Below are 24533 nucleotides of genomic sequence, written 5' to 3' on the forward strand. Positions count from 1 at the left end.
AAGATCCCGCCTGATGACCGTTTCCGCCCGGCGCTCCGGCGTCTGCCTCCTGGCGCTCGCCGCCGTTCTGTCCCTGCAGCCCGCCCGCGCGCAGGAGAGCCCGACCCCGCCGGTCGCGGCGCCCGCTGCCGCCGCGGTTGAGGCGCAGGCCAAGCGTCCCGCGATCACCTCGTTCACGCTGGAGAACGGGCTCCAGGTCGTGGTGCTGCCCGACCGGCGCGCGCCGGTCGTCACGCAGATGATCTGGTACAAGGTCGGCTCGGCCGACGAGGAGCGGGGCCAGTCCGGCATCGCCCACTTCCTCGAGCATCTGATGTTCAAGGGCACGCGCAACCATCCGGCGGGCGAGTTCTCGGGCGCGGTGGCCGCGATCGGCGGCGAGGAGAACGCCTTCACCTCCTACGACTACACGGCCTACTACCAGCAGGTCCCCGTCGAGGCGCTGGAGCGCATGATGGGCTTCGAGGCCGACCGCATGGAGAACCTCGTGCTCACCGACGAGGTCGTGCTGCCCGAGCGCAACGTCATCCTGGAAGAGCGCGGCATGCGCATCGACAACGAGCCGGGGGCCCAGCTCGGCGAGGCGATCGACGCCGCCCTGTTCCAGAACTCGCCCTACGGCACGCCCGTGATCGGCTGGCGCGGGGAGATGGAGAAGCTGTCGCGCGACGACGCGATCCGCTTCTACGACAAGTACTATACGCCCAACAACGCGACGCTCCTGATCGCGGGCGACGTCGACGCCGAGGCCGTGCGCGGCATGGCCGAGCGCACCTTCGGGCAGGTCAAGCGCCGCGCCGAGCCGGGCCCGCGCCTCCGGCCGCAGGAGCCCGCGCCGCTCGCCGCACGCGAGGTCTCCTTGAGCGACGCGCGCGTCACGCAGCCGAGCGTCCAGACGGTCTACCTCGCCCCGTCCGAGATGAACGGCAAGCCGGGCGAGGCCGAGGCGCTGGACCTTCTGGCCGACATCCTGGGGGGCGGCACGACGAGCCGACTTTATCGCGCTCTGGTGGTCGAGAAGGGCCTGGCGGCCGGCACCGGCGCCTACTACCAGGGCACCGCGATCGACGACGGCCAGTTCATCACCTACGCCACCCCGCGCGGCGAGGCGACGCTCGCCGACGTCGAGACGGCGACCGAGGAGGAGGTCGCGCGTCTCTTGCGGGACGGCGTGACGGCGGAGGAGCTGGAGGCCGCGAAGAACCGCGTGCGCAAGGCGCTGATCTATCTCGCCGACAGCCAGACCGCGATGGCGCGCCGCTACGGCGCGGCGCTCTCGATCGGGCAGACGATCGACGAGGTCGACAGCTGGCCGGCGCGCATCGAGGCCGTGACGGTCGACCAGGTGAACGCGGTGGCCCGCGAGGTGCTGCAGGCGAAGCGCTCGGTGACCGGCCGCCTCCTGCCGGGCGGCTTGAGCGACGAGGCCGACGCCAAGGCACCCGCCGGTTCGCCGGCCGCCGCCGGCATTCCCGCCGATCCGAACAGCCCGCCGGCGCCGGTCGGCGACACGCGCTCGTGACCGTGAGATTCCCAGGATGAATCCGATCTTTCGCCCCATCGCCCGTTTCTCCGGCATCGTCGCCTTCGCGGGCACGCTGCTGGCCGCTCCGATCGCCCAGGCCGTCACGATCCAGGAGGTGACGAGCCCCGGCGGCGTGCACGCGCTTCTCGTCGAGGACTACACCAACCCGCTGATCGCCATGCGCTTCGCCTTCAAGGGCGCCGGCTCCACCGGCGACGACCCGGACCGCGAGGGCACGGCCAACCTCCTGTCGGGACTGCTCGACGAGGGCGCCGGCGACATCCCGAGCCAGGACTTCCAGCGCAAGCTTGACGAACTCGGCGTCAGCCTTTCGTTCGACGCGGGTCTCGACAACTTCTCGGGCAACTTCCGCACGATCGTCGAGAACGAGGACGAGGCCTTCGACCTCCTGCGCCTGTCGCTCAACGCGCCGCGCTTCGACGAGGAGCCGGTGGAGCGCATCCGCGGCCAGATCCTGGCCGGCATCCGGGGCGACGAGAACGATCCCGGCACGCTGGCCGGCCGCGCGTTCCGCAACACCGTCTTCCCGAACCATCCCTACTCGCGTCCCGTCGAGGGCACGCTCGAGTCGGTTCCCGCCATCACGGTCGCCGATCTCGACCGCTTCCGCCGCACCGCCTTCTCGCGCGGCAACCTCGTGGTGGGCGTCGTCGGCGCGATCAGCAAAGAGGCGCTCGCGGCCCGGCTCGACGAGGTCTTCGGACCGCTCGCGGCGACGCCGAAGCTGCGCCCGGTTCCCGAGATCGTGCCGGTCACCGGCAAGGTCGAGGCCGTCCCGCTCGACCTGCCGCAGACCCGCATCCAGTTCGTGCTGCCGGGCGTGAAGCGCGACGATCCCGACTTCTTCGCCGCCTATCTCATGAACCATGTGCTCGGCGGGGGCACCTTCACCTCGCGCCTCTACCAGGAGATTCGCGAGAAGCGGGGCCTGGCCTACGGCGCGGGCTCGTCGCTGTCGAACTACGAGCACGCCGCGCTGCTGGCGGGCTCGACGGCGACGCGCTCCGACAAGGCGAGCGAGAGCGTCGCCCTGATCCGGCAGGAACTGAAGCGCATGGCCTACCAGGGACCGACCGAGGAGGAGCTGAACAGTGCGAAGGCCTTCGTGAAGGGCTCGTATGCGGTGCAGAACCTGTCCTCCTCGCTCGCGATCGCCTCGACGCTGGTCGGCATCCAACTCGACAACCTCGGCACCGACTACATCGACCGTCGCCAGGCGCTGATCGATGCTGTGACGATCGAGGACGCACGCCGCGTCGCGCGCGAGCTTCTGTCGGCGGACCCGACCGTGATCACGGTCGGTCCCGAGGGAGCCTGAGCGGACCCGCATGCCGGACGACGCCCCGCCGCCGCCTCGCATCGGCCTTGCGCTCGGCGGCGGCGGGGCGCGGGGCATTGCCCATCTCCATGTGCTGCAGGCGCTCGACGATCTCGGCCTGCGGCCCGCTCATGTCGCCGGTTCCTCGATCGGCGCGTTGATCGGGGCGGGCTGCGCCTCGGGCATGCGGGCGCGCGAGATCACCGCCCACGTTCTGGACACCCTTGCGACGCCCCGGATCGCGGCGGGGCGCTTGTGGCACTCGCGCCCCGCCTCGCTGGCCGAGTTTCTCGCCGACGGGGGCCTCCGGATCGGCCAGCTCAACGCCGAACGGCTCGTCACCGCCTTTCTGCCGGCCCGGGTGCCCTCCCGCATCGAGGACATGCCGATCCGCCTGAGCGTCATGGCGACGAGCTTCTTCGAGGGTGAGGAGCTGAGCATCGAGACGGGCGACACGGCCTCGGCGGTGGGAGCCTCGATCGCGATCCCGAGCCTCTTCCGGCCCGTGCGCCGGGGCGGACGGGTGCTGGTCGACGGCGGCATCGCGAACCCGCTGCCCTTCGATGTCGTGGCGCGGACCTGCGACTTCGTGATCGCGTGCGACGTCACCGGCGGACCGGAGCCGGGCGCCGCGCCGATGCCGACGCCGCTCGAGGCGATGATCGGCGCCTCGCAGATCATGATGTCGGCGGTGATTCGGGCGAAGCTGACATCCGGCGCGCCCGACATCTTCCTCCAGCCGCCGGTCTCGCGCTACCGCGTCCTCGACTTCCTGCGCGCGCGCACGATCCTCGCCGAGACCGAACCCTTGCGCGAAGAGGCGCGCGACCGCGTGGCCGCCGCCTTTGCCGAGCGTGGCTGGCCACTCGGCCGCCCTTCGCCCGAAGAGGTCGCCCGCTTCGTCGTGTAGCGCCGGCAAGCGGACGCGCCGGGGCGACCCAACACTTCTTTCCCGCCCGCGCTTCGTTGCGGATGCTCGTTGACGCCGTTTGCGCCGGGCGCGACCGCAGAAGCCTTCGCCGGTCCGGCCCTCAGGCCTGCGCCGTTTCCTCCAGGAAGCGCATCAGGCCGGTCTCGACGCTGGTCAGCCCCTCGCGCGCCCGACCGCGCAGGAGGTTCGGCGACAAGCGCTCCTCCTCGAAGGCGGTGACGATCTCGGGGTGGACATAGGACGCGCGCGCCACGGTCGGCGTGTTGCGCAGGACGGTCGAGACCGAGCGCATGGCCTTCGCCACCGCGCGGCGGCGCTTGGGCAGCGTGTCACGCTCGGCGGCCGACACGTCTTCCAGAAGAAAGCGCAGCGCCTCGGCCGAGCCGTGGAAGGTGCGGAAGTCCTTGGCCGAGATGCGCTTGCCGGATGCCGAGCGCAGGTAGCGGTTGAGGATGTTGGCGGTGAGGTCGTGACGCTTGAGGTCGGAGCCGGTGAAGCGGAACAGGCGCTTCGAGCGTCCCGACTTCATGCGCTCCAGCGAGCGCACGAGCTGCCGGTCCTCGATCTCGACGACGTTGGTCTGGTGCGACTTGCCGACGAACTTCAGCACCGCGCGCTTCTCGCCGAGCCTGAGGTTCTCGCGGCGCAGCGAGGCGACGCCGCGCCCGCCGTCCTCGGCGTATTTCTCGTGGCCGGGTCGCATGGCCGAGTGGTCGATCAGGCGCGCGGCCACCGCTGCCGTCGCCCGCTCGTCGTCGGCATTGCGCTTCATGTCGGCCTCGAGACGCTCGCGCAGCGTCGGCAGCGCCCGGCCGAAGCGCAGGAGGCGCTCGGTCTTCACCGCGTTGCGCACGTTCACCCAGGCCTCGTGGTAACGATACTGGATGCGGCCCTTCTCGTCGCGGCCGGTTGCCTGGATGTGGCCGTTCTCCTCGACGCAGATCCGCACGTCGCGCCAGGCGGGCGGCAGCACGAGCGCCTTGATCCGCGCCTTGAGGCGGCGGTCGGTGATGGCCTCGCCGCCCGCGAAGCAGATGCGGTGGCCGCGCCCGTGGCGGCGGCGCTCCACGGTGAAGAGGGTGGGGTCCACCATGACGAGGCCGAAGCGCTCGGCATGGAACAGAAGGCGGTCGTGCATGACGACGGGGCTCTCGGAACGATCAGATCGTCGTTCCAACGAGGGCCGGGGCCGCCGCGTTCCGAGCGGCCGGGCGCGCCGCATCGCCGCGCTGTGGACAACGGAACGCGGCAGGGAACCCGTGGTCGTGCCGCCTCATTGGCCTTCCCAGCACAGCCAACAGGAGTTCGCCGACATGACCGATATCCGCAAGGGCACCGAGGTCGAATGGAAGTACGGCTCGTCCAAGGCCGATGGCAAGGTCGAGCAGAAGTTCACCAAGGAAGTGACGCGCAAGATCAAGGGCAAGGAGGTCACCCGCAAGGCGACCAACGACAACCCCGCCTATCTCGTGAAGCAGGACGACGGCACGAAGGTGCTGAAGAGCGGCAGCGAGCTTCACAAGGCCTGACGGCCGACGGCCGAACGCTCGTCCGCCCTCAGCGGACGGGCTCGGGCTCGGGCTTGGACCTGGCACCGGCCGGCGCGGGCGCGGCGTCCTGGGTGCGGGCCGTGCGCGCCTTGGAGCCGGGCGGGCGCGGCTCGGGCAGGGGCTCGGGCGTGACGCGCGTCGGCGCCAGCACGCTCGACCCGGTGCCCGCCGTGCGCGCCTGCTGCAGGAGGATGCGCTCGGCGTCGCGCGTTCGCACGTCGCCCACCACCGCCGCGGCCTGGCTGTGGTCGAAGCCCAACGCCTCCAGCGTCGCACCGCCGAAGCTCAAGGCCGATTCCAGCGTCTCGCGAATCTCGAAGGCGACGCCACGCTCGCGCAGCGCCAGCGTGTGGTTTCGGTCGTAGGAGCGCACGAACAGGCGCACGTCCGGGAATTCGGCGCGGATGAGATCGACGATGCGGGTCGTCGTCTCCGGCGTGTTGGTGCACACCGCCACGATCTTGGCGCGACGGATGCCGGCGGCCTCCAGGACCTCCAGCCGCAACCCCGAGCCGTAGTAGATGCGGAAGCCGAAGCGCGCCGCGTTGCGGATGCGCTCGGGCGAGGAGTCGAGGATCGTGAGGCCGAGGCCGCTCGACAGAAGCACCTGCGCGGCGATCTGCCCGAATCGCGAAAAGCCGATCATCAGGATGTCGGAGCCCGCGCCCGCGAAATCCTCCTCGGGCGCCTCGAGCCCTTCCTCCTCCACCGAGAAGCGACGCCCGAGATAGTCGGTGAGCGGCGTCAGCGCCATGGAGAGCGTGACGACGGCGACGAGCAGCGAGCCGAGCTCGGCCGGCAGGATCGCAGCCCCGCTCGCCGCCGAGAACAGGACGAAGGCGAACTCGCCGCCCTGCGGCAGGACGAGCGCGACGCGCAGGGCCGCGGTGTGGCTCTCGCCGAACAGACGGCACAGGGGATAGAGCACCGCCGCCTTCACCAGCATCAGGACGGGTGTGCCGAGAAGCACGATCCACCAGTTGGCCGCGATCACCGAAAGGTCCAGCGACAGGCCGACCGCGATAAAGAAGAGGCCGAGCAGGAGACCGCGGAACGGGTCGATATTGGCCTCCAGCTCGTGGCGGTACGAACTTTCGGCCAGCAGCACGCCGGCGATAAACGCGCCCATGGCCATGGAGAAGCCGGCCAGCCCCATCAGGAGCGCCGAGGCCAGGACCACGAACAGCGCCGCGCCGATCATCACCTCGCGCGCGCCCGACTGCGCGAGAATGCGGAAGAGCGGATTGAGGACGTAGCGCCCGACCACGATCAGCGCGAGCAGCGCTCCCACCGACCAGAGCGGCGAGACCGGCGCGTGCACCGCCACTGACGCCTCGCCGGCGGGCGACAGGAGCGGCAGGACGGCGAGCAGCGGCACGATCGCCAGGTCCTGGAACAGAAGCACGGCAAAGGCGCTCTGGCCAAAGCGCGTGGCGAGCTCGCCGCGCTCTTCCAGCACCTGCAGCGCGAAGGCGGTGGAGGAGAGCGCAAGGCCGAAGCCGATCACGGTGGCGGCCTGCCAGCTCGTCGCCAGCATCATCGCGCCGGTCAGCACCGCGCCGGTCACCGCGACCTGAGCGAGACCGAGGCCGAAGATCTGGCGGCGCAGCGCCCACAGGCGCGAGAGCTTCAGCTCCAGCCCGATGATGAACAGGAGGAACACGACGCCGAGTTCGCCGAGATGCAGGATCTCTTCCTGCCCGTGCTCGATGAGCTGGAGCACCGGCCCGATCAGGATGCCGGCGAAGAGGTAGCCCAAGACCGTGCCGAGACCGATCCGCTTGAACAGCGTGCCGGCCACGATGCCCCCGCCGAGGATCAGGAGGATTTCCGCGAAGAGTGGTGCCGCCTCCATGGCGCGGGTCTCCCCATCGTCGGCGCGCCGGACCGTCGGCGTGCTTGAAGCCCGGGCTTCGCATAATAGATGGGGCGAGTGCAAAAGCTTTGGCGGTTTCCCCATGAGTGACGACCTGTCCCCCCTCGCCGATCTCGGGGAGCGGCTGATCGCGGCCGCCCGCCGCCACGGGGCCGACGCCTCGGACGCGGCGGTGGTGCGTTCGCGCTCGCGCTCGGTCGAGGTGCGCCTCGGCAAGGTCGAGGAGACCGAATCGTCGGAAAGCGACGACCTGTCGCTGCGCGTCTTCGTGGGCCGGCGCTCGGCCACGGTCTCGGCCGACATCCGCGCCGACCCGGACCGCCTGGCCGAGCGCGCCGTCGCCATGGCGCGCGTTTCGCCGGAAAACCCCTATGCCGGCCTCGCCGAGCCCGAGCTTCTCGCGCGCGAGATCGCGGATCTCGACCTGTTCGACCCGAGCGAGGTCGGCGGCGAGGCGCTGGTCGCGGCCGCCTTGGAAACGGAAGAGGCCGCACGCGCCGTGCCTGGCGTCACGAATTCCGGCGGGGCTTCGGCGGGCATGGGCGCAACGGGCCTCGTTCTCGTCACCTCGACCGGTTTTCGCGGCACCCGCCAGCGTTCCGGCTTCTCGCGCCAGGTGAGCGTGCTGGCCGGCGAGGGCACGCGCATGGAACGCGACTACGACTTCGACAGCCGCATCCACCTCGCCGACCTGGAGGACGCGAGCGCGATCGGCCGGCGGGCGGGCGAGCGCGCCGTGCGCCGCGTGCATCCCGACAAGGTGGCGACCGGACGCTACGCGATCGTCCTCGACCCGCGCGTGTCGCGCGGCCTCGTCGGAAGTCTGGTGGGCGCGATCAACGGCTCCGGCATCGCGCGCGGCACGAGTTTCCTGAAGAACCGGATGGGCGAGGCGGTGCTGCCCGACGCGCTGTCGCTCATCGACGAACCGCTGCTGCGCCGGCGGGCCGGGTCGCGTCCGTTCGACGGGGAGGGCGTGCGCGGCGAGCGTCTGGCGCTCGTCGAGAACGGCATCCTGCGCTCGTGGATCCTCGACAGCGCGGCGGCGCGCGAACTGGGCCTGCGCACCAACGGGCGCGCCTCGCGCTCGTCGTCGGGCGTGTCACCCTCGTCCACCAACGTGACGCTTGAGGGCGGCGCCCGGCGCCCGGTGGAGGACCTCCTGCGCGACACCTGGTCGGGCATCTACGTTACCGAGACGATCGGGCACGGCGCCAATCTCGTGACCGGCGACTACTCCACCGGCGCCTCGGGCTTCCTGATCGAGGACGGTCGCCTCGGCCGTCCCGTGTCGGAGTTCACGATCGCCGGGAACCTCGCCGACATGTACCGCGCGATCGAGACCGCCGACGATGCCGACACGCGCTTCTCGCTGGTAGTGCCCAGCTTGCGCATCGGCGAGATGACGGTGGCGGGCCGTTGAGCATGGAGGATATCGACCTCCTGGCGCAGGCCGCGCGCGAGGCCGGACGGATCGCCATGGGCTACTGGCGGCAGGACCCCGAAAGCTGGCTGAAGAACGGCTCGTCGCCGGTCTCGGAAGCCGATCTCGCCGTCGACCGCTTCCTGCGCGAGGCGCTCGGCCAGGCCCGGCCCCGCTACGGCTGGGTCTCCGAGGAGACCGAGACGGAGGGCACCGCCGAGGGCGAGGACCGCTTCTTCGTGGTGGACCCGATCGACGGGACGCGCGCCTTTCTGCGCGGCGAGGAGACGTGGTGCGTGTCGGTCGCGGTGGTGGAGGCCGGGCGGCCGGTGGCGGGCGTCCTGGAAGCGCCCGCGCTCGCTGAAACGTTTCTGGCCACCGCTTCGGGGCCCGCGACCCTGAACGGCGCGCCGATCACGGCCTCGGGGGGCGGATCCGGCGCAATGCGCCTGTCCATGCCCGACGGCATGCGCCGGCGCCTGGAAGGGCGGCTCGGCGGCGAGGTCGACTTCCAGCGCTCCATTCCCTCGCTGGCCTATCGCCTAGCCCTGGTGGCGGCCGGCCGGCTCGACGGCACGATCGTCGGTCCTCATGCCAACGACTGGGACGTGGCGGCGGCCGACCTGATCCTCGAGCGAGCCGGCGGGCGGCTCGCGCGGCTCGATGGGGAGCGCCACCTTTACAAGCTCCGGCCGGCGAGGCATGGCGTACTGGTGGCCGGCGCCGATGCCGCGCTGGAGCGCCTGTTCGGCTACGGCCGTGCGGCCGCGGCGGCCTGAGCGGCCCCTCCTGGAACGGACTTTGGAAGACGATGGTCAGCGAAGAAACCTCGCCGCAGCGGCTCCACCTCGTGTTCGGCGGTGAGCTGAAGAGCCTGTCGGGCGTCGAGTTCCGCGATCCCGCCGCGATCGAGATCGTGGGCGTCTTCCCGGATTATGCGTCCGCGCTCACGGCCTGGCGCGGCAAGGCGCAGGCGACCGTCGACAACGCGGCCATGCGCTACTTCATCGTCCACCTTCATCGCTTCCTGAACCCGGACGCCGCTTGAGCGAAGGGGACGAGGCGGCGGGCGCGCCGGAGGCCGCGCGCCCCCGTCGCAAGCGCCTGCGCGTCCGCCTGCAACGCCGCGTCAAGTCGCTGTCGCGCCAGCCCCTGGTGATGCGCGTCGCGGGCCGGGCGGTGTTCGATCTGCTGCGCTTCATCGGCGCGGCGCAGCGCCCCGTGTCGGGGTCCGACGACTTCTCGGCGGTCCTGACCAGGCAGCATCCCGCGATCGTCGCCCTCTGGCACGGGCAGCATCTGCTGGCGCCCTTTTTCCGGCCGCGCCACCTGCCCTACGTCGCGCTTCTGTCGCGCTCGGCCGATGCCGAGATCAACGCGGGCGTGGTGGAGCGCTTCGGCATCCGCACCGTGCGCGGCTCGGGCGGGCGCGTGCGCGAGGCGGCCTCGCGCAAGGGCGGGGCCCGCGCGCTGATCGAGCTGAAGCGCCTTCTGGACGCGGGCACCGGCGTTTGCATGATCGCGGATGTCCCGAAGGGCGTGCCGCGCGAGGCGGGGCTGGGCATCGTGACGCTCGCCAAGCTCTCGGGCCGGCCGATCATCCCCTCGGCTGCCGCCACCAGCCGGCGCCGGGTGCTCGAAAAAACCTGGGACCGCACCACGATCCCGCTGCCTTTCGGGCGCATGGCGGTGGCCATGGAGCCGCCGATCCTCGTTCCCGCCGATTCGACCCCCGACGACATGGAGCGCATCCGTCGCGAGGTGACCGCCGCCATCGAGCGCGCGAACCGCCGCGCCCTGGCGCTGGCCGACGGCCGCACGCCCGAGGCGCGCTCGTGAGCGATCGCCTGTCGCGCACCGCGCTCGGCGCCTATCGCCTGATCGGTCAGGCCGCCTATCCCGCGATCGGCGGCTACGTGCGCTGGCGCGCCAGCCGCGGCAAGGAGGAGCCCGCGCGTCGGCGCGAGCGCTACGGTCACGCGAGCGAGCCGCGCCCGCCCGGCCAGCCGCTGGTCTGGGTGCACGCGGCGAGCGTCGGCGAGAGCGCGGCGGTCGAGCCCCTGGTGCGCGAGATCGCGGCCACCGGCGTCGCCGTCCTGATGACCACGGGCACCGTGACCTCGGCGGGACTGGTCGAGGAGCGGCTCGGCACCGAGGTCATCCACCAGTACGTGCCGCTGGACCTGCGCCCCTGCGTGCGGCGCTTTCTCGACCATTGGCGGCCGGACCTTGCCATCTTTGCCGAGAGCGAGCTCTGGCCGATGACCATGGCCGAGCTGCAGCGCCGGCGCGTGCCGCAGATCCTCGTCAATGCGCGCCTGTCGGACCGCTCGTTCCGGCGCTGGAAGTCGGTGCCCTGGCTCGCCGAGACGCTTCTGGAGAATCTCGCCCACATCGTCGCCCAGTCGGCGATCGACGGCGAGCGCTACCATCTGCTCGGCGCGCGTTCGGTGAGCGTCGCCGGCAACCTTAAGGCCGACGCGCCGCCGCCGGGCGCCGACGCGCGGGATCTTCAGGAGGCCCGTCGCGTGATCGCGCTGCGCCCGGTCTGGGCCGCGCTCTCGACCCACGAGGGCGAGGAGATGATGGCGGCGCGCATCCACCTTGCGCTGCGCGAGGACCGGCCGCGCCTCCTGACCGTGATCGTGCCGCGCCACATCGAGCGCGCCGACGCGATCGAGCGCGAGCTGGGAACGCTCGGTCTTCGCGCGGCGCGCTGGAGCCGGGGCGAGCTGCCGGATCCGACCACCGACGTCCTGATCGGCGATACGATCGGCGACATGGGCTTCTACCTCCGGCTTTGCGAGATCGCCTTCGTCGGCAAGTCGCTGAGCGCCGAGGGCGGGCAGAACCCGATGGAGGCCGCCATGCTCCAGACGGCGATCGTCTCGGGTCGCATGGTGCAGAACTTTCGCGACGTCTACGCCAAGCTCCTGTCGCGCGGCGGCGTGCGCCTCGTGGACAGCGAGGCGGAGCTGGGACAGGCGGTGGCCGAGCTCTTCGCGGAGCCCGAGACGCGGCGCGCCATGATGGCGGGTGCGCGCGAGGCGGTGGGCGAGATGGGCGGCGCGCTGGACCGCACGATCGCCGCGCTCGACCCCTTTCTCCTGCCGTTGCGGCTCGAGGTGCGGCGCGACCGCCGGGGCGGACGCTAGCCGTGCCCCAGGCGCCCGCCTTCTGGTGGCGCGAGCCGGGCTTCCGGTCGGCCGCCCTGGCGCCGCCCGCCCTTGTCTACCGCCTCGCGGCCGACCGGCGACTGCGGGCGGGCGCCACCGCGCGCGCCGCGCTTCCCGTCCTGTGCGTCGGCAACCCGACCGTGGGCGGAGCCGGCAAGACGCCCACCGCCCTGGCCCTGGCTGAGGCGGCGTTGGGGATGGGCTTGCGGCCCGGCTTCCTCACGCGCGGCCACGGCGGGACGGCCGGGCGCAACGCGCCCCATCTGGTGGATCACGGGCATGACGGGGCCGCCCTGGTCGGCGACGAGTCCCTGCTTCTGGCTAAGCGGGCGCCCACCGTTGTCGCGCGCGATCGAGCCGCCGGCGCGGCGCTGCTGCGGGCCGAGTGGTGCGACCTCGCCATCATGGACGACGGCTTCCAGAGCGCGCGGCTCCATCCCGATCTCGCGCTGCTCGTGGTGGACGGCCGCCGCGCCTTCGGCAACCGCCGCGTCCTGCCGGCTGGCCCCTTGCGCGCGAGCCTCGCCGTCCAGATGGATCGCGCCTCGGCGCTGCTGGTGGTCGGCGAGGGGGAGGGGGCTCGCGCCGCGCAGGCGCTCGCCGACGTGTCGGGCCGCCCGCTCTACCGCGCCCGGGCGCTCTCGCCCAATGCCGACGCGTTCCATGGGCTGCGTTGCCTTGCGTTTTCCGGCATCGCCGACGGCGAGAAGTTCGTGCGCGCGCTGCGCGCTGCAGGCGCCGAGATCGTCGCCGACGAGCGCTTTCCCGACCACCACCCCTATACCGGCGAGGAGGCGCGCTCACTCCTGCAGGAGGCCGACAGCCTCGGGCTGGCGCTGGTGACGACCGCCAAGGACCAGGCGCGCATGACGGGCGCAGGGCCCGGTCCCGTGCGCGGGCTCGCCGCCCGCGCGCTCGTCCTGGAGCACCGCCTGGAGCTCGAGGGCGACACGGCGCGGCGCCTCGTCGAGGAGACGCTCCGGCTGTTTCAGGCCCGGCCGCGCAGCTGAAGCTCGCGCTGGAGCGAGGCGGCCGCGTCGCGATAGGGTTCCTGGCGCTCGGCGCTCCAGTAGCGCAGGAGGTCGAGCGGGATCGCCTCGCCCGTCACCGCGCAGCGCACGAAGGCGCCGGGGCGCAGCACCTCGAAGTCGGCATCGCCGTAGCGCAGCTTCGCCTCGCCGCCGCTGTCCATGCGGTTCATCATCGGATTTGGCCTCGATTCCATGCGTTTCGCGGGTTCCGTGTTCGCGCGAAGCGGCGCGCGAAGTCAACGCCGGCCGAACAGGCGCTCGATGTCGGCGAGCTTCAGCTCGATGAAGGTCGGGCGGCCATGGTTGCAGGTGCCGGATCCCGGAACCGCCTCCATCCGGCGCAGGAGCGCGTTCATCTCCTCGGGACGCATCGTGCGCCCGGCGCGCACCGAGCCGTGGCAGGCCATGGTCGCCGCCACGTGGTCGAGCCGCGCGCGCAAGGGGGCGCCAGAGCCCTCGCCCTCCGCACCCTCGTCGGCCAGATCCTGAAGCAGCCGTCGTGCGTCCACCTCGCCGAGCATCGCCGGGGTCCCGCGCACCATGAGCCCGGCCGGGCCGAAGCGCTCGACCACGAGGCCGAAGCGCGCGAGCGTCTCGCTCTCAGCCGCCAGCCGGTCCGCCTCGGCCTCCGTGAGGTCGACGACCTCAGGCAGGAGCAGCATCTGGGCGGGCAGTGCGCGGGCGTGCAGCGCCTCCTTCAGCGCCTCGAAGACGAGGCGCTCGTGCGCGGCGTGCTGGTCGACGATCACCAGGCTGTCACCGGTTTCGGCCACCACGAAGGCCCGCCCGACCTGGGCGCGCGCCGCGCCCAGCGGATAGTCACCGGCCGGCGCCTCGGGCAGGCCCACGGGCGCGGCGCGCGCGGAGGGCTCGAAGCCGCGAAACCCCGCATCGCGCTCGGACAAGCCGGACTTGTGCTCGGCGCGGCCCGATGCCAGGGCCGGCCCGTCGTCGAGCGGGCGAAAGGGATGGCTCGCCGCCTCGAAGGGGCGGGGTGCGGGCGGCGCCTGCCAGCTGCCGGTCGCGCCGGGACGAAAGCGCCCCAGAAGCCCGTCGGCCCCTTCCGTCGAGCCGCGCAGCCCCTGGTCCAGCATCAGGCGCCGGATCGCGCCGACGACGAGGCCACGCACCAGCGCGGGATCGCGAAAGCGCACGTCGCTTTTGGCGGGATGGACGTTGACGTCGACGTCGCGCGGATCGACGTCGAGGAACAGGACGCAGACCGGGTGGCGGTCCTTGACCATGAGGTCGCCATAGGCGCCGCGGATCGCCGACAGGATCTGCCGGTCGCGCACGGGGCGCCCGTTCACGTAGGCGTATTGGTGCGCGGCCGTGCCGCGATGGAAGCTCGGCAGGCCCGCCCAGCCCGTCAAACGGATGCCCTCGCGCTCCGCGTCGAGGGGCAGTGCGTTCTCGGCGAAGTCCGCGCCGATCACGGCGGCCGCGCGCGCGATGCGGTCGCTCGTGTCGACGGCGGCAAGCACCGTCTCGGCCCGGTCCTCGCCGGCGAGCTCGAAGCGCACGTGGGGAAAGGCCAGCGCGATGCGCCGCACGACCTCGGTCACGGCCTGGGCCTCGGCACGCTCGCTTTTCAAGAACTTCAGGCGTGCGGGCACCGCCTGGAAGAGGTCTCGCACCTCGATCATGGTGCCGCCGCCCAGCGCCGTCGGTCGCGGCCCGCTCATGCGACCGCCTTCCACCACCATCTCGTGCGCGGGTGCGCCCTTCACGCGCGAGCGCAAGGTGAGGTGCGCGACCGAGCCGATCGAGGGCAGGGCCTCGCCCCGGAACCCCAGCGTCGCGATGGCGTCGAGACCGCCCGCCATCTTCGAGGTGCAGTGGCGGCGCAGCGCCAGCGCCAGCTCGTCCTCCGGGATGCCGCAGCCGTCGTCGGACACGCGGATCAGCGCCTTGCCGCCGCCGGCCGTCACGATCTCGATGCGCGTCGCGCCCGCGTCCAGCGCGTTCTCTACGAGCTCCTTCACGACGCTCGCCGGGCGCTCCACCACCTCGCCGGCGGCGATCTGGTCGATCAGGGTGGGGGGCAGTTCCTGGATGGGCATCGGCGACGTCGGGTCTCGCGCAAAATCGCTATGTAGCGCCTCGCCGCCGCGGTTTCACGCCTCGGCGCCGAAGATCACGACCGCGCGCGGCGGGAGCGTCAGGGGCGCCGTTCCCAGCGTCTCGCCCGGCGCGTCGGAGCGTAGGAGAAGGCGCCAGCGGCCGGGCGGCGGCGTCACCGTCACGCTCGCCTGCGCGGCGTTCAGGTAGGCCAGCACCGCGCGGCCCTCCTCGCCGCCGGCCAGCCGCAGGCCGAGCCAGGGTTCGCCGCGGCTCGTCCACTCCGGCGCGACCATGGGCGAGCCGTCCGGTGCGAGCCACGCGACGTCGGGCTCGCCGCAAAGATCCGTGCCGACCAGGAAGCGGTCGAGATGGAGCGCGGGCTCGCGGGCGCGCAGCGCGGCCAGCTCGGCCGTGAAGCGGGCGAGGTCGAGGTCCGCCCCGGACCAGTCGAGCCAGGTCGTCGGGTTGTCCTGCGCGTAGGCGTTGTTGTTGCCCCCTTGCGTGCGGCCGAACTCGTCGCCGGCGACCAGCATCGGCGTGCCGCGCGCGAGAAACAGGGTGGCCAGCAGCGCGCGCACGTCCCGGGCGCGCGCCGCGCGGATGCCCGGATCCTCGCTCGCGCCCTCCACCCCGTTGTTCCAGGAGTGGTTGTCGCCGTGCCCGTCGCGGTTCTCCTCGCCGTTCGCCCAGTTGTGCTTGTCGGCATAGGACACAAGGTCGAGGAGCGAGAAGCCGTCGTGGGCGCAGACGAAGTTGACGCAATCGCTGGCCTGCCGCGCGGCGGGGTCGAAGCGGTCGGGCGAGCCGGCCAGCCGCGTGGCCAGCCCCGACAGCGTGCCGCGATCACCACGCCAGAAGCGCCTGACGTCGTCGCGGAACCCGTCGCCCCATTCCAGGAAGGGCTCGGGGAAGCGCCCGACCTGATAGCCGCCGAGGCCGATGTCCCAGGGCTCGGCGACGTGGATCATGGTGGCGAGGACGGAGTCGGAGGCGATGGCCCGGAGCAGCGGCGCGTCCGCGCGAAAGCCCTCGTCGGTGCGGCCGAGAACGGGCGCGAGATCGTAGCGGAAGCCGTCGATGCCACCGCACTCGCCCCAGGTCCGCAGCGTCTCGACCGCCAGCCGCAGGCCCGGCTCGCGGTCGAGCGCGATCGTGTTGCCGGTGCCCGTCACGTTGACGAGCTCGCCGTCCGGCTCGTGCCGGTAATAGGCGCGATTGTCGAGGCCGCGGCAGGAGACGGTCGGGCCGATGCGGTCGCTCTCGCCGGAATGGTTGAGGACGACGTCGAGCAGCACGCGGATGCCGCGCGCGTGGAAGCCTTCCGTCACGCGGCGCACCTCGGCCCAGCCGCCGGGCACGAGGCGCGGGTCGGGCGCCATGTGGCAGATCGGGTTGTAGCCCCAGGCATTGGTGAGCCCGAGGCGCACGAGATGGCGCTCGTCGAGAAACGCGGCGATCGGCATGAGCTCGACCGTCTCCACGCCGAGCCCGGCGATATGGTCGAGGACGGCGGGTTCGGCGAGCGCGCCCAGCGTGCCGCGCAAATGCTCGGGCACGCCGGGATGGCGCTGCGTGTAGCCGCGCACGTTCAGCTCGTAGGTGAGGCCGGGTCGACCGGGCACAAGGCGCCCGGCGTCGCGCGGAGGATCCGCCACCACGGCGCACGGCACGAGGGCGGCCGTGTCGAGACGCTCCGATGCGGGGGCGGCGAGCGCGGGGTGGTAGACGAAGGGCCGGTCGAGCGCCAGCGCATAAGGGTCGACCAGAAGCTTGGCCGCGTCGAAGCGCAGGGCGCGTGCGGGATCGTAAGCGCCGTCGGCGCGAAAGCCGTAGAGTGCACCAACCCCGATCCCCGGCACGAAGCCGAACCAGGTGTCACCCCGGCGGCCGGGGAGGGGAAGGCGCGCCGTCTCGCGCGCCGAGCCCGGCTCGAACAGGCAGAGATCGATGCGTGTCGCGTCCGCCGAGGTGACCGCGAAATGGACGCCGGCAGGCGTCGGGCTCGCGCCGAGGCGCGCGGGGCAACCGTGCTCGGCCGTGATCGTCTGCATGTCAAGCGCCTCCCTGCCATTGCCGCACCGCGTCCAGCGGGTAGACCAGCATCAGGACGTTGAGTGCGAGGCCGTCGCGGATCAGCCACGTCGTCAGGACCTCGAAGCCGACCGCGATGAGGACGCTCGCCCATACCGGAAGGCGCGAGGCGAGCCAGAAGCCCACCCACATGAAGGCGATGTCCGATAGCGAGTTGACGACGCTATCGCCGTAGTAGTCGAGCGCGATCGTCGCCTCGCGGTAGCGCCCGATCACGGCGTCCGTGTTCTCGGCGATCTCCCAGGCCGCCTCCGCGAGCGTCGCGAGAAGAAGACGCAAGCCCAACGAACGACGCGGCAGGAGAAGATGCAGCGCGCCGTAAAACAGCAGCCCGTGGATCAGGTGCGAGGGCGAGTACCAGTCGGACAGGTGCTGCGAGTTCTCCGAGGACACGACCTGCCCGTGCCAGAGCTTCACGGTGCCGCAGGTGCAGATCGGCACGCGGCCCATCAGAAGCAGCACCGCGCCCGCCCCGAGCGCTGCGAGAAGCGCCAGGAGGAGCCAGCGGGGCTCGATGCCCCGCCGGGAAAGGGTGGCGCTCATCGCCGCGACAGGCTCAGGTCCGCACGTCCGGCTGGTCGCGGCCCGTACGCTTGCGGATCTCGCCGATCACGTCGGCGGTCTCCGTGAGCTCGCGCAGCGCCTCCTCGACCGACAGGTCGTGGCGCGCGGGCTCGGGCTCGAAACGCTCGATATAGACGCGCAGCGTCGCGCCCACCGTGCCCGTGCCCGACAAGCGGAACACGATGCGCGAGCCGCCCGAGAACACGATGCGCACGCCCTGGCCCGTCGAGACCGAGCCGTCGACCGGATCCTTGTAGGAGAAGTCGTCGGCCTCGGAGACGACGAGCGTGCCGAAGCGCTGCCCGGCCATCGAGGCGAGGCGGTCGCGCAGGTTGTCCATGAGCTCCTCCGCGGCGGCCTTGTCGACCTCCTCGTAGTCGTGGCGCTGGTAGTAGTTGCGCCCGAACTCGGCCCAATGCTCGCGCACGATCTCCGAGACCGACTGGCCGCGCTCGGCCAGGATGTTAAGCCACAGGAGGACGGCCCAGAGCCCGTCCTTCTCGCGCACGTGGTCGGAGCCGGTGCCGGCGCTCTCCTCGCCGCAGATCGTGACCTTGCCGGCATCCAGAAGGTTGCCGAAGAACTTCCAGCCGGTCGGCGTCTCGTAGAGGCCGATGCCGCGCTTGTGCGCCACGCGGTCGGCGGCGCCGCTGGTCGGCATGGAGCGGGCGATGCCCGCGATGCCGCGGGCGTAGCCCGGCGCCAGATGCGCGTTGGCGGCCAGCACCGCAAGCGAATCGGAGGGCGTGACCACGATGCCTCGGCCGAGAATCATGTTGCGGTCGCCGTCGCCGTCGGAGGCGGCGCCGAAGTCGGGCGCGGTCGGCCCCATCATCAGGTCGACCAAGGGCGCCGCCCAGACGACGTTGGGATCGGGATGGCCGCCGCCGAAATCCTCGGACGGCGTGCCGTTGAGCACCGTGCCGACGGGCGCGCCGAGGCGTCGCTCCAGAATCTCGTGCGCGTAGGGACCGGTGACGGCGTGCATGGCGTCGAAGCGTAGCGTCAGGCCCTTCTCGATCGCCGCGCGGATCTTGGCGAAGTCGAAGAGCTCTTCCATGAGGCTGGCGTAGTCGGCCACCGGATCGACGATCTCGACCTCGGTCTCGCCCAGCATCGTGGTGCCGACGATCGAGAGGTCGGGCGCGTCCTCCTCGAGGATCTTGTACTCGCGGATCTCGCGCGTGCGGCGGAAGATCGCCTCGGTCACGCCCTCCGGAGCCGGGCCGCCGTTCGCGATGTTGTACTTGATGCCGAAGTCGCCGTCGGGGCCGCCGGGATTGTGCGAGGCGGACAGGACGATGCCGCCCGCCGCCTTGCGCTTGCGGATGAGGTTCGAGGCGGCCGGCGTCGACAGGAGGCCGCCGCGCCCGACGATCAGCTTGGCCACGCCGTTGGCGGCGGCCATGCGGATCGCGGTGCGGATCACGGAGGCGTTGAAGAAGCGCCCGTCGCCGCCGATCACGAGGCTCGAGCCCGGCTCGAGCTTGGCGCCGTCGAGGATCGCCTGGATGAAGTTCTCGGCGTAGTTCGGCTGCTGGAAGTGCGGCACCTTCTTGCGCAGGCCCGAGGTGCCGGGCTTCTGGTCGTCGAACGGCTGGGTCGCGACGGTGCGGATCATGGGGCGCTGTCCTGGAGAAGGCTGGAATACAGGTCTTTGTAGCGACGGGCGCTGGCGGACCAGCCGACCTCGCTGCGCATGGCGGTGATCTGCAGCTCGCGCCAGAGCGCGGGGTCGGCGTAGAGGCGCAGAAGCCGGCCGATCCCCTCGCGCAGGGCGGCGGCGGTGACGGGCGCAAAGATCACGCCCGTGGCGACGCCGGCCGCCTGCGCCGCGAAGTTCGCGTCGATCACCGTGTCGGCAAGGCCCCCGACGCGGCTCACCACCGGCAGGCAGCCGTAGCGCAGGGCGTAGAGCTGGGTCAGGCCGCAGGGCTCGAAGCGCGAGGGGACGAGAAGCGCGTCGGCCCCCGCCTGGACGCGGTGCGAAAGAAGCTCGTCGTAGCCGATGCGAACGCCCATGCGGCCCGCATGGCGCGCGGCGGCCGACAGGAACGAGCCCTCCAGCATCCGGTCGCCCGAGCCGACCACCACGAGCCGGCAGCCCATGGCGAGGATGTCGTCGCAGCTCTCGGCGAGTACGTCGAGGCCCTTCTGCCAGGTGAGGCGGCTCACCACGGCCAGGATCGGCTCCTCGCTCTCGGCCAGCCCGAACTCGGCCTCCAGCGCCCGCTTGTTGATCTGGCGGCGGAAGAGGTCGCTGGTCGTGTAGTTGGCCGTGATGTGCGGGTCGGCGTTGGGATCCCAGATGTCGGTGTCGATGCCGTTGACGATGCCCGTCAGCGCGTCGGCGCGACCGCGCAGCAAGCCGTCGAGGCCCATGCCGTTCTCGACCTGGAGGATCTCGCTCGCGTAGTTCGGGGAGACCGTCGTGATCGCGTCGGCGGCGTGGAGACCGCCCTTCAGGAAGCCGACCGAGCCGTAGTATTCGAGGCCCTCGATCGACCAGGCGCGCTCGGGCAGGCCGAGCTCGGCGAAGATCGACTGCGGAAAGGCACCCTGGAAGGCGAGGTTGTGGATCGTGAGGATCGTGCGCGGACGCTCGCCCTCGCCGAACGCGAGATAGACCGGGGCGAGCGCCGCCTGCCAGTCGTGGGCGTGCAGGACATCCGGCCGCCAGTCCGGCAGGAGACCCTGGCCGATCAGCGCGCCCGCCCGGCCGAGCGCGGCAAAGCGCGCCCAGTTGTCGGGGTAATCGTAGCCGTTCGGGCCGACATAGGGACCGCCCGGGCGGTCGAAGAGATGCGGCGCGTCGAGGAGCAGGATGTCGAGCCCGTCGACGGCCGCGGCGACGAGGCGCGCCGGGCCGCCGAACAGGTCGTCGATCCGCGCGAGCTCCGTACCGGCGCCCAGCGTCTCGGCCAGCGTCGGATAGGCGGGCAGGAGCGTGCGGGTCTCCACGCCCAGGCGCGCCAGGGCGAGCGGCAGCGCGCCGGCCACGTCCGCCAGTCCGCCGGTCTTCACCAGCGGGAAGACCTCGGAGGCGACCGAGAGGACCCGGATCATCGGTTGTGGAGCCGCTCGATCATCGGCTGGGTGACGAGGCACACGCCGCTCGCGGTGCGGCGGAAGCGCTGACCGTCGAGATCGGGATCCTCGCCGATCACGAGCCCGTCGGGAATGATGACGCCCCGGTCCAGGATGGCGCGGCTGACGCGGGCCCCGCGCCCGATATGGCAACCCGGCAGCACCACGGCGTGATCGAGGTTGGAATAGCTGTTGACCCGCACGCCCGTGAACAGGAGCGAGCGATGCACCGAACCGCCCGAGATGATGCAGTCGCCCGACACGAGCGAGGACACCGCCGTGCCGCGCCGGCCGTCCTCGTCGTGGACGAACTTGGCGGGCGGGGTGACGTCGGCATAGGTCCAGATCGGCCAGTCGCGATCGTAGATGTCGAGCTGGGGCACGACGTCGGTGAGGTCGATATTGGCCTGCCAGTAGGCGTCCACCGTGCCGACGTCGCGCCAGTAGGCGCCGTACTCCGCCGAGGAACGCACCACGGACGTGTTGAACGAGTGGGCGTAGGCCGTACCGTGCTTGACGATGTAGGGGATGATATCCTTGCCGAAGTCGCGGCTGGAGTTGGGGTCGGCGGCGTCGCGGCGCAGCTGCTCCGACAGGAAGTCCATCGAGAAGACGTAGATGCCCATCGAGGCGAGCGCCGTGTCGGGCCGTCCGGGGATGGCCGGCGGATCGGCCGGCTTCTCGATGAAGTCGGTGATGCGGTTTTGCTCGTCCACGTGCATGACGCCGAAGCCCACTGCCTCCATGCGCGGGACCTCGAGGCAGCCGACGGTGACGTCGGCGCCCGAGTCCACGTGACTCTGGAGCATGATCTCGTAGTCCATCTTGTAGACGTGGTCGCCCGCCAGGATCACCATGTAGCGGGGCGCGTAGGCCTCGATGATGTCGATGTTCTGGTACACGGCGTCGGCGGTGCCGGCGTACCATTGGTCCTCCGACACGCGCTGCGAGGCGGGCAGGACGTCGAAGCTCTCGTTGCGGCCGGGGCGCAGGAAGTTCCAGCCGCGGTTGAGGTGGCGGATCAGCGAGTGAGCCTTGTACTGCGTGGCGACGCCGATGCGGCGGATGCCCGAGTTGATGGCGTTCGACAGGGCGAAGTCGATGATGCGCGACTTGCCGCCGAAGTAGACGGCCGGCTTGGCGCGATCGTCGGTCAACTCCATGAGGCGGGAGCCGCGCCCGCCGGCCAGGACATAGGCCATGGTGTCGCGCGCGATCGGCGCGGAATGCCTGCTCTTGTCGGCCATCGTCCCTCGACTCCTCCCTTTACGCCTGGGCCTTCGGCCCTTGCCTGCCGCCCGGACCTGCGCCGCGCAGGATTCGTGACGGCCTGAAACATAGCGCCCGCCCGCTGCCGTGGCAGCGGGCGGGCGCTCGACCCACAAAATTTTCCCCCGCGCTCAGGCGTTGGGGCCCGCGCGCCAGATGTCGTGGGCGTATTCGCGGATCGAGCGGTCCGAGGAGAACCAGCCCATGCGCGCCGTGTTGCGCACCGCGATCGCGTCCCAGCGCGCGCGGTCGCGCCAGGCCATGTCGAGCTGGCGCTGCGTGTCCCAGTAGGCGCGGAAGTCGGCGGCGATCATCCACCAGTCGCGGTCGCGCAGCGCCCCCATGAGCCCGGCGTAGCGGTTCGGGTCGTCCTGGCTGAAGACGCCGGCCGAGATCGAGTCGATCGCCGAGCGCAGGAGCGGCTGACGCTCGATCACGCCCTGGCCCGAATGGCCTTCCGCGCGAAGCTTGGCGACCTCGTCGGCTTTCAGGCCGAAGATGAAGATGTTCTCCTCGCCCAGGTGCTCCAGCATCTCGACGTTGGCGCCGTCGAGCGTGCCGATGGTGAGCGCGCCGTTGAGCGCGAACTTCATGTTGCCGGTGCCCGACGCCTCGAGGCCGGCGGTCGAGATCTGCTCCGACACGTCGGCCGCCGGCATGATGATCTCGGCGAGCGAAACGTTGTAGTTCGGGATGAAGACGACCTTCAGGAGGTCGCGCACGCCGGGGTCGGAGTTGATGACGCGCGCCACGTCGCCGGCCAGGTGGATGATCTCCTTGGCCTGCGCGTAGGAGGGCGCCGCCTTGCCCGCGAAGATCTTGACGCGCGGCGTCCAGTCGAGATGGGGCAGCGAGCGGATCTGCTCGTAGAGCGCCACCGTCTCGAGGATGTTGAGGAGCTGGCGCTTGTACTCGTGGATGCGCTTGACCTGGATGTCGAAGATCGCGTCCGGGTTGACCGAGATCGCGAGGCGTTCCTCGATCAGCGTCGCCAGGCGCTGCTTGTTCTGGCGCTTCACGCCCGCGAACCGCTCGCGGAACGCGGCATCCTCGGCGAAGGGGTCGAGCTGCGAGAGCTGCGTGATGTCGTCCTTGAAGCCCCGGCCGATGGCCTCCTCGGCAAGGCGCGTCAGGCCGGGATTGCTCTCGAACAGCCACCGGCGCGGCGTCACGCCGTTGGTCTTGTTCTCGATGCGCGTGGGGTAGAGCTTGTGCAGGTCGCGGAACACGGTCACCTTCATGAGGTCCGTGTGCAGCGCCGAGACGCCGTTCACCGCGTGGCTGCCCACGAAGGCGAGCTGGCCCATGCGCACGCGCCGCCCGTTGCCCTCGTCGATCAGCGAGATGCCGCGGATCGTCTCGTCGTCGAACGTCTGCCCCTGCGTCGCTTCGCGCAGGACGCCTGCGTTGATCGCGTAGATGATCTGCATCTGGCGCGGCAGGAGGCGCTCGAAGAGGTGGATCGGCCAGGTCTCGAGGGCTTCGGGCAGGAGCGTGTGGTTGGTGTAGGAGAAGACGCCGCGCGTCGTCTCCCAAGCCGTGTCCCACTCGATGCCATGAACGTCGACCAGAAGGCGCATGAGCTCGGCGACCGACACGGCCGGATGGGTGTCGTTGAGCTGCACCGCGACCTTGTCGGAGAGGTTCGACAGGTCGGGATACTGCGCGAGGTGCCGGCGGATGATGTCCTGGAGCGAGGCCGAGGAGAAGAAGTACTCCTGGCGCAGGCGCAGCTCCTGGCCGGCCTGGTGCGAGTCGGCCGGGTAGAGGACGCGCGTGATCGCCTCGGCCTTGTTGGCTTCCAGCAGCGCGCCGATGTGATCGCCCGCGTTGAAGGCGTCGAGCAGGATCGGGTCGAGCGACTGAGCGCTCCACAGGCGCAGCGTGTTGACGTGGGTGCCGTGCCATCCGACCACCGGCGTGTCGTAGGCGACCGCGAGCACGCGCTCGGCCGGCCGCCAGACCTGCCGCTGGCGCCCGCCCTCCTCGATCGTCGTGACCTTGCCGCCAAAGCCGATCTCGTAGGAGCTCTCGCGCCGCTCGAACTCCCAGGGGTTGCCGTGCTTCAGCCAGGTCTCGGGCAGTTCGACCTGCTGGCCGTCCACGATCTCCTGGCGGAAGAAGCCATGCACGTAGCGGATGCCGTAGCCGAAGCCCGGAACGCCCGTGGTCGCCATCGACTCCATGAAGCACGCGGCGAGGCGTCCGAGACCGCCGTTGCCGAGTGCGGCGTCCGGCTCCAGGAGCTCCACGAGGTCGAGCTCCACGTCGTAGCGCGCCAGCGCCTCACGGATCGGATCGGTCAGCCCGAGGTTCGAGATCGCGTCGCGCAGAAGGCGACCGATCAGGAACTCCATGGACAGGTAGCAGACCCGCTTCTGCTGCTGCTGGTAGGTGTGGATCGTGGTGCCGAACCAGTTGTCGATGATGCGGTCGCGCACCACCAGCGTCGTCGCCTCCAGCCAGTCGTGCAGCCGGGCCGCGGTGGTGGTCTTGCCGATCGAGTAGGTCAGCTTCTCCACGATCTCGGTGGCGATCGTGTCGGCATCGTTGAGGCGCGGCGTCGGCTTGTCCGCGGCGGCGCGGGCGAGGGTGTCGGGCGTCATG

At 71.2% G+C, this 24533-nt stretch carries 20 protein-coding genes; 10 read left to right on the top strand and 10 right to left on the bottom strand.

Features of this window, described 5'->3' with window-relative positions; genetic code table 11:
- The first annotated feature begins 13 nt into the window (after positions 1-13).
- Genes BLQ76_RS04270 through BLQ76_RS04280 form a run of 3 tightly spaced genes read left to right on the top strand, consistent with a single transcriptional unit; the run spans position 14 to position 3774 of the window.
- Entirely contained in the window at positions 14-1522 is a 1509-nt protein-coding gene (locus BLQ76_RS04270; RefSeq protein ID WP_090669226.1) for a M16 family metallopeptidase, read from the top strand.
- Between the two features lie 16 nt (positions 1523-1538).
- Positions 1539-2864, top strand: a complete 1326-nt coding sequence (locus BLQ76_RS04275) for a M16 family metallopeptidase (protein WP_090669228.1) — start codon at positions 1539-1541, stop codon at positions 2862-2864.
- Between the two features lie 10 nt (positions 2865-2874).
- Positions 2875-3774: a patatin-like phospholipase family protein gene (locus tag BLQ76_RS04280; protein WP_090669231.1), complete on the top strand. Its 900-nt coding sequence runs from the start codon at positions 2875-2877 to the stop codon at positions 3772-3774.
- Between the two features lie 121 nt (positions 3775-3895).
- Here BLQ76_RS04280 and BLQ76_RS04285 read toward each other — a convergent pair whose 3' ends face one another.
- Positions 3896-4933 carry a DNA topoisomerase IB gene (locus tag BLQ76_RS04285; RefSeq protein WP_090669234.1) on the bottom strand — a complete coding sequence of 346 codons (1038 nt, stop codon included), beginning with the start codon at positions 4931-4933 and terminating at the stop codon, positions 3896-3898.
- A gap of 175 nt (positions 4934-5108) precedes the next feature.
- Here BLQ76_RS04285 and BLQ76_RS04290 point away from each other — a divergent pair, with 175 nt between their 5' ends.
- Positions 5109-5324, top strand: a complete 216-nt coding sequence (locus BLQ76_RS04290) for a hypervirulence associated TUDOR domain-containing protein (RefSeq protein ID WP_090669652.1) — start codon at positions 5109-5111, stop codon at positions 5322-5324.
- Positions 5325-5352: 28 nt separating this feature from the next.
- Here BLQ76_RS04290 and BLQ76_RS04295 read toward each other — a convergent pair whose 3' ends face one another.
- A complete protein-coding gene (locus BLQ76_RS04295) occupies positions 5353-7200 on the bottom strand; it encodes a monovalent cation:proton antiporter-2 (CPA2) family protein (RefSeq protein ID WP_090669236.1) in 1848 nt (615 codons plus the stop codon).
- Between the two features lie 103 nt (positions 7201-7303).
- Between BLQ76_RS04295 and BLQ76_RS04300 the strand changes: the two genes are divergently transcribed.
- The 6 genes from BLQ76_RS04300 to lpxK are packed head-to-tail and all read left to right on the top strand — an operon-like array spanning position 7304 to position 12830.
- On the top strand, positions 7304-8644 hold the full coding sequence (locus BLQ76_RS04300) for a TldD/PmbA family protein (RefSeq protein ID WP_090669239.1): 1341 nt from the start codon (positions 7304-7306) through the stop codon (positions 8642-8644).
- 2 nt (positions 8645-8646) lie between these two features.
- Positions 8647-9423 carry a 3'(2'),5'-bisphosphate nucleotidase CysQ gene (locus BLQ76_RS04305; RefSeq protein ID WP_090669242.1) on the top strand — a complete coding sequence of 259 codons (777 nt, stop codon included), beginning with the start codon at positions 8647-8649 and terminating at the stop codon, positions 9421-9423.
- 32 nt (positions 9424-9455) lie between these two features.
- Positions 9456-9692, top strand: a complete 237-nt coding sequence (locus tag BLQ76_RS04310) for a DUF4170 domain-containing protein (RefSeq protein WP_062013269.1) — start codon at positions 9456-9458, stop codon at positions 9690-9692.
- Positions 9689-10483, top strand: coding sequence for a lysophospholipid acyltransferase family protein (locus BLQ76_RS04315; RefSeq protein ID WP_244519462.1), 795 nt, complete (start codon positions 9689-9691; stop codon positions 10481-10483). The genes BLQ76_RS04310 and BLQ76_RS04315 overlap by 4 nt, the downstream gene beginning before the upstream one ends.
- Positions 10480-11799 (top strand): 3-deoxy-D-manno-octulosonic acid transferase, encoded by a 1320-nt coding sequence (locus BLQ76_RS04320; protein ID WP_090669244.1) that lies wholly within the window; start codon positions 10480-10482, stop codon positions 11797-11799. Before BLQ76_RS04315 ends, BLQ76_RS04320 begins: the two co-directional genes overlap by 4 nt.
- A 2-nt stretch (positions 11800-11801) precedes the next feature.
- Positions 11802-12830 carry a tetraacyldisaccharide 4'-kinase gene (gene lpxK, locus BLQ76_RS04325; RefSeq protein ID WP_090669247.1) on the top strand — a complete coding sequence of 343 codons (1029 nt, stop codon included), beginning with the start codon at positions 11802-11804 and terminating at the stop codon, positions 12828-12830.
- Here lpxK and BLQ76_RS04330 read toward each other — a convergent pair.
- The 8 genes from BLQ76_RS04330 to BLQ76_RS04365 form a co-directional block, all read right to left on the bottom strand.
- Complete coding sequence (locus BLQ76_RS04330) at positions 12809-13024, bottom strand: DUF2093 domain-containing protein (RefSeq protein WP_090669250.1); 216 nt, start codon at positions 13022-13024, stop codon at positions 12809-12811. The genes lpxK and BLQ76_RS04330 overlap by 22 nt on opposite strands.
- 63 nt (positions 13025-13087) lie before the next feature.
- Positions 13088-14914: a DNA mismatch repair endonuclease MutL gene (gene mutL, locus BLQ76_RS04335; RefSeq protein ID WP_090669258.1), complete on the bottom strand. Its 1827-nt coding sequence runs from the start codon at positions 14912-14914 to the stop codon at positions 13088-13090.
- 54 nt (positions 14915-14968) lie between these two features.
- The gene (gene glgX, locus BLQ76_RS04340) at positions 14969-16966 is read right to left on the bottom strand and encodes a glycogen debranching protein GlgX (protein ID WP_090669261.1); all 1998 of its coding nucleotides are present in this window, start codon (positions 16964-16966) and stop codon (positions 14969-14971) included.
- Between the two features lies 1 nt (position 16967).
- Positions 16968-17549: a DUF2585 family protein gene (locus BLQ76_RS04345; protein ID WP_090669264.1), complete on the bottom strand. Its 582-nt coding sequence runs from the start codon at positions 17547-17549 to the stop codon at positions 16968-16970.
- 13 nt (positions 17550-17562) lie between these two features.
- Positions 17563-19191 (bottom strand): alpha-D-glucose phosphate-specific phosphoglucomutase, encoded by a 1629-nt coding sequence (locus BLQ76_RS04350; protein WP_090669267.1) that lies wholly within the window; start codon positions 19189-19191, stop codon positions 17563-17565.
- On the bottom strand, positions 19188-20633 hold the full coding sequence (glgA, locus tag BLQ76_RS04355; RefSeq protein ID WP_170842472.1) for a glycogen synthase GlgA: 1446 nt from the start codon (positions 20631-20633) through the stop codon (positions 19188-19190). The genes BLQ76_RS04350 and glgA overlap by 4 nt, the downstream gene beginning before the upstream one ends.
- Positions 20633-21904 (bottom strand): glucose-1-phosphate adenylyltransferase, encoded by a 1272-nt coding sequence (glgC, locus tag BLQ76_RS04360; protein WP_090669272.1) that lies wholly within the window; start codon positions 21902-21904, stop codon positions 20633-20635. Before glgC ends, glgA begins: the two co-directional genes overlap by 1 nt.
- 153 nt (positions 21905-22057) lie before the next feature.
- The gene (locus tag BLQ76_RS04365; protein ID WP_090669274.1) at positions 22058-24532 is read right to left on the bottom strand and encodes a glycogen/starch/alpha-glucan phosphorylase; all 2475 of its coding nucleotides are present in this window, start codon (positions 24530-24532) and stop codon (positions 22058-22060) included.
- Position 24533: the final 1 nt, after the last annotated feature.

It is taken from the genome of Aureimonas jatrophae (assembly GCF_900104035.1).
In the GTDB taxonomy this organism is placed as follows: Bacteria; Pseudomonadota; Alphaproteobacteria; order Rhizobiales; family Rhizobiaceae; genus Aureimonas; species Aureimonas jatrophae.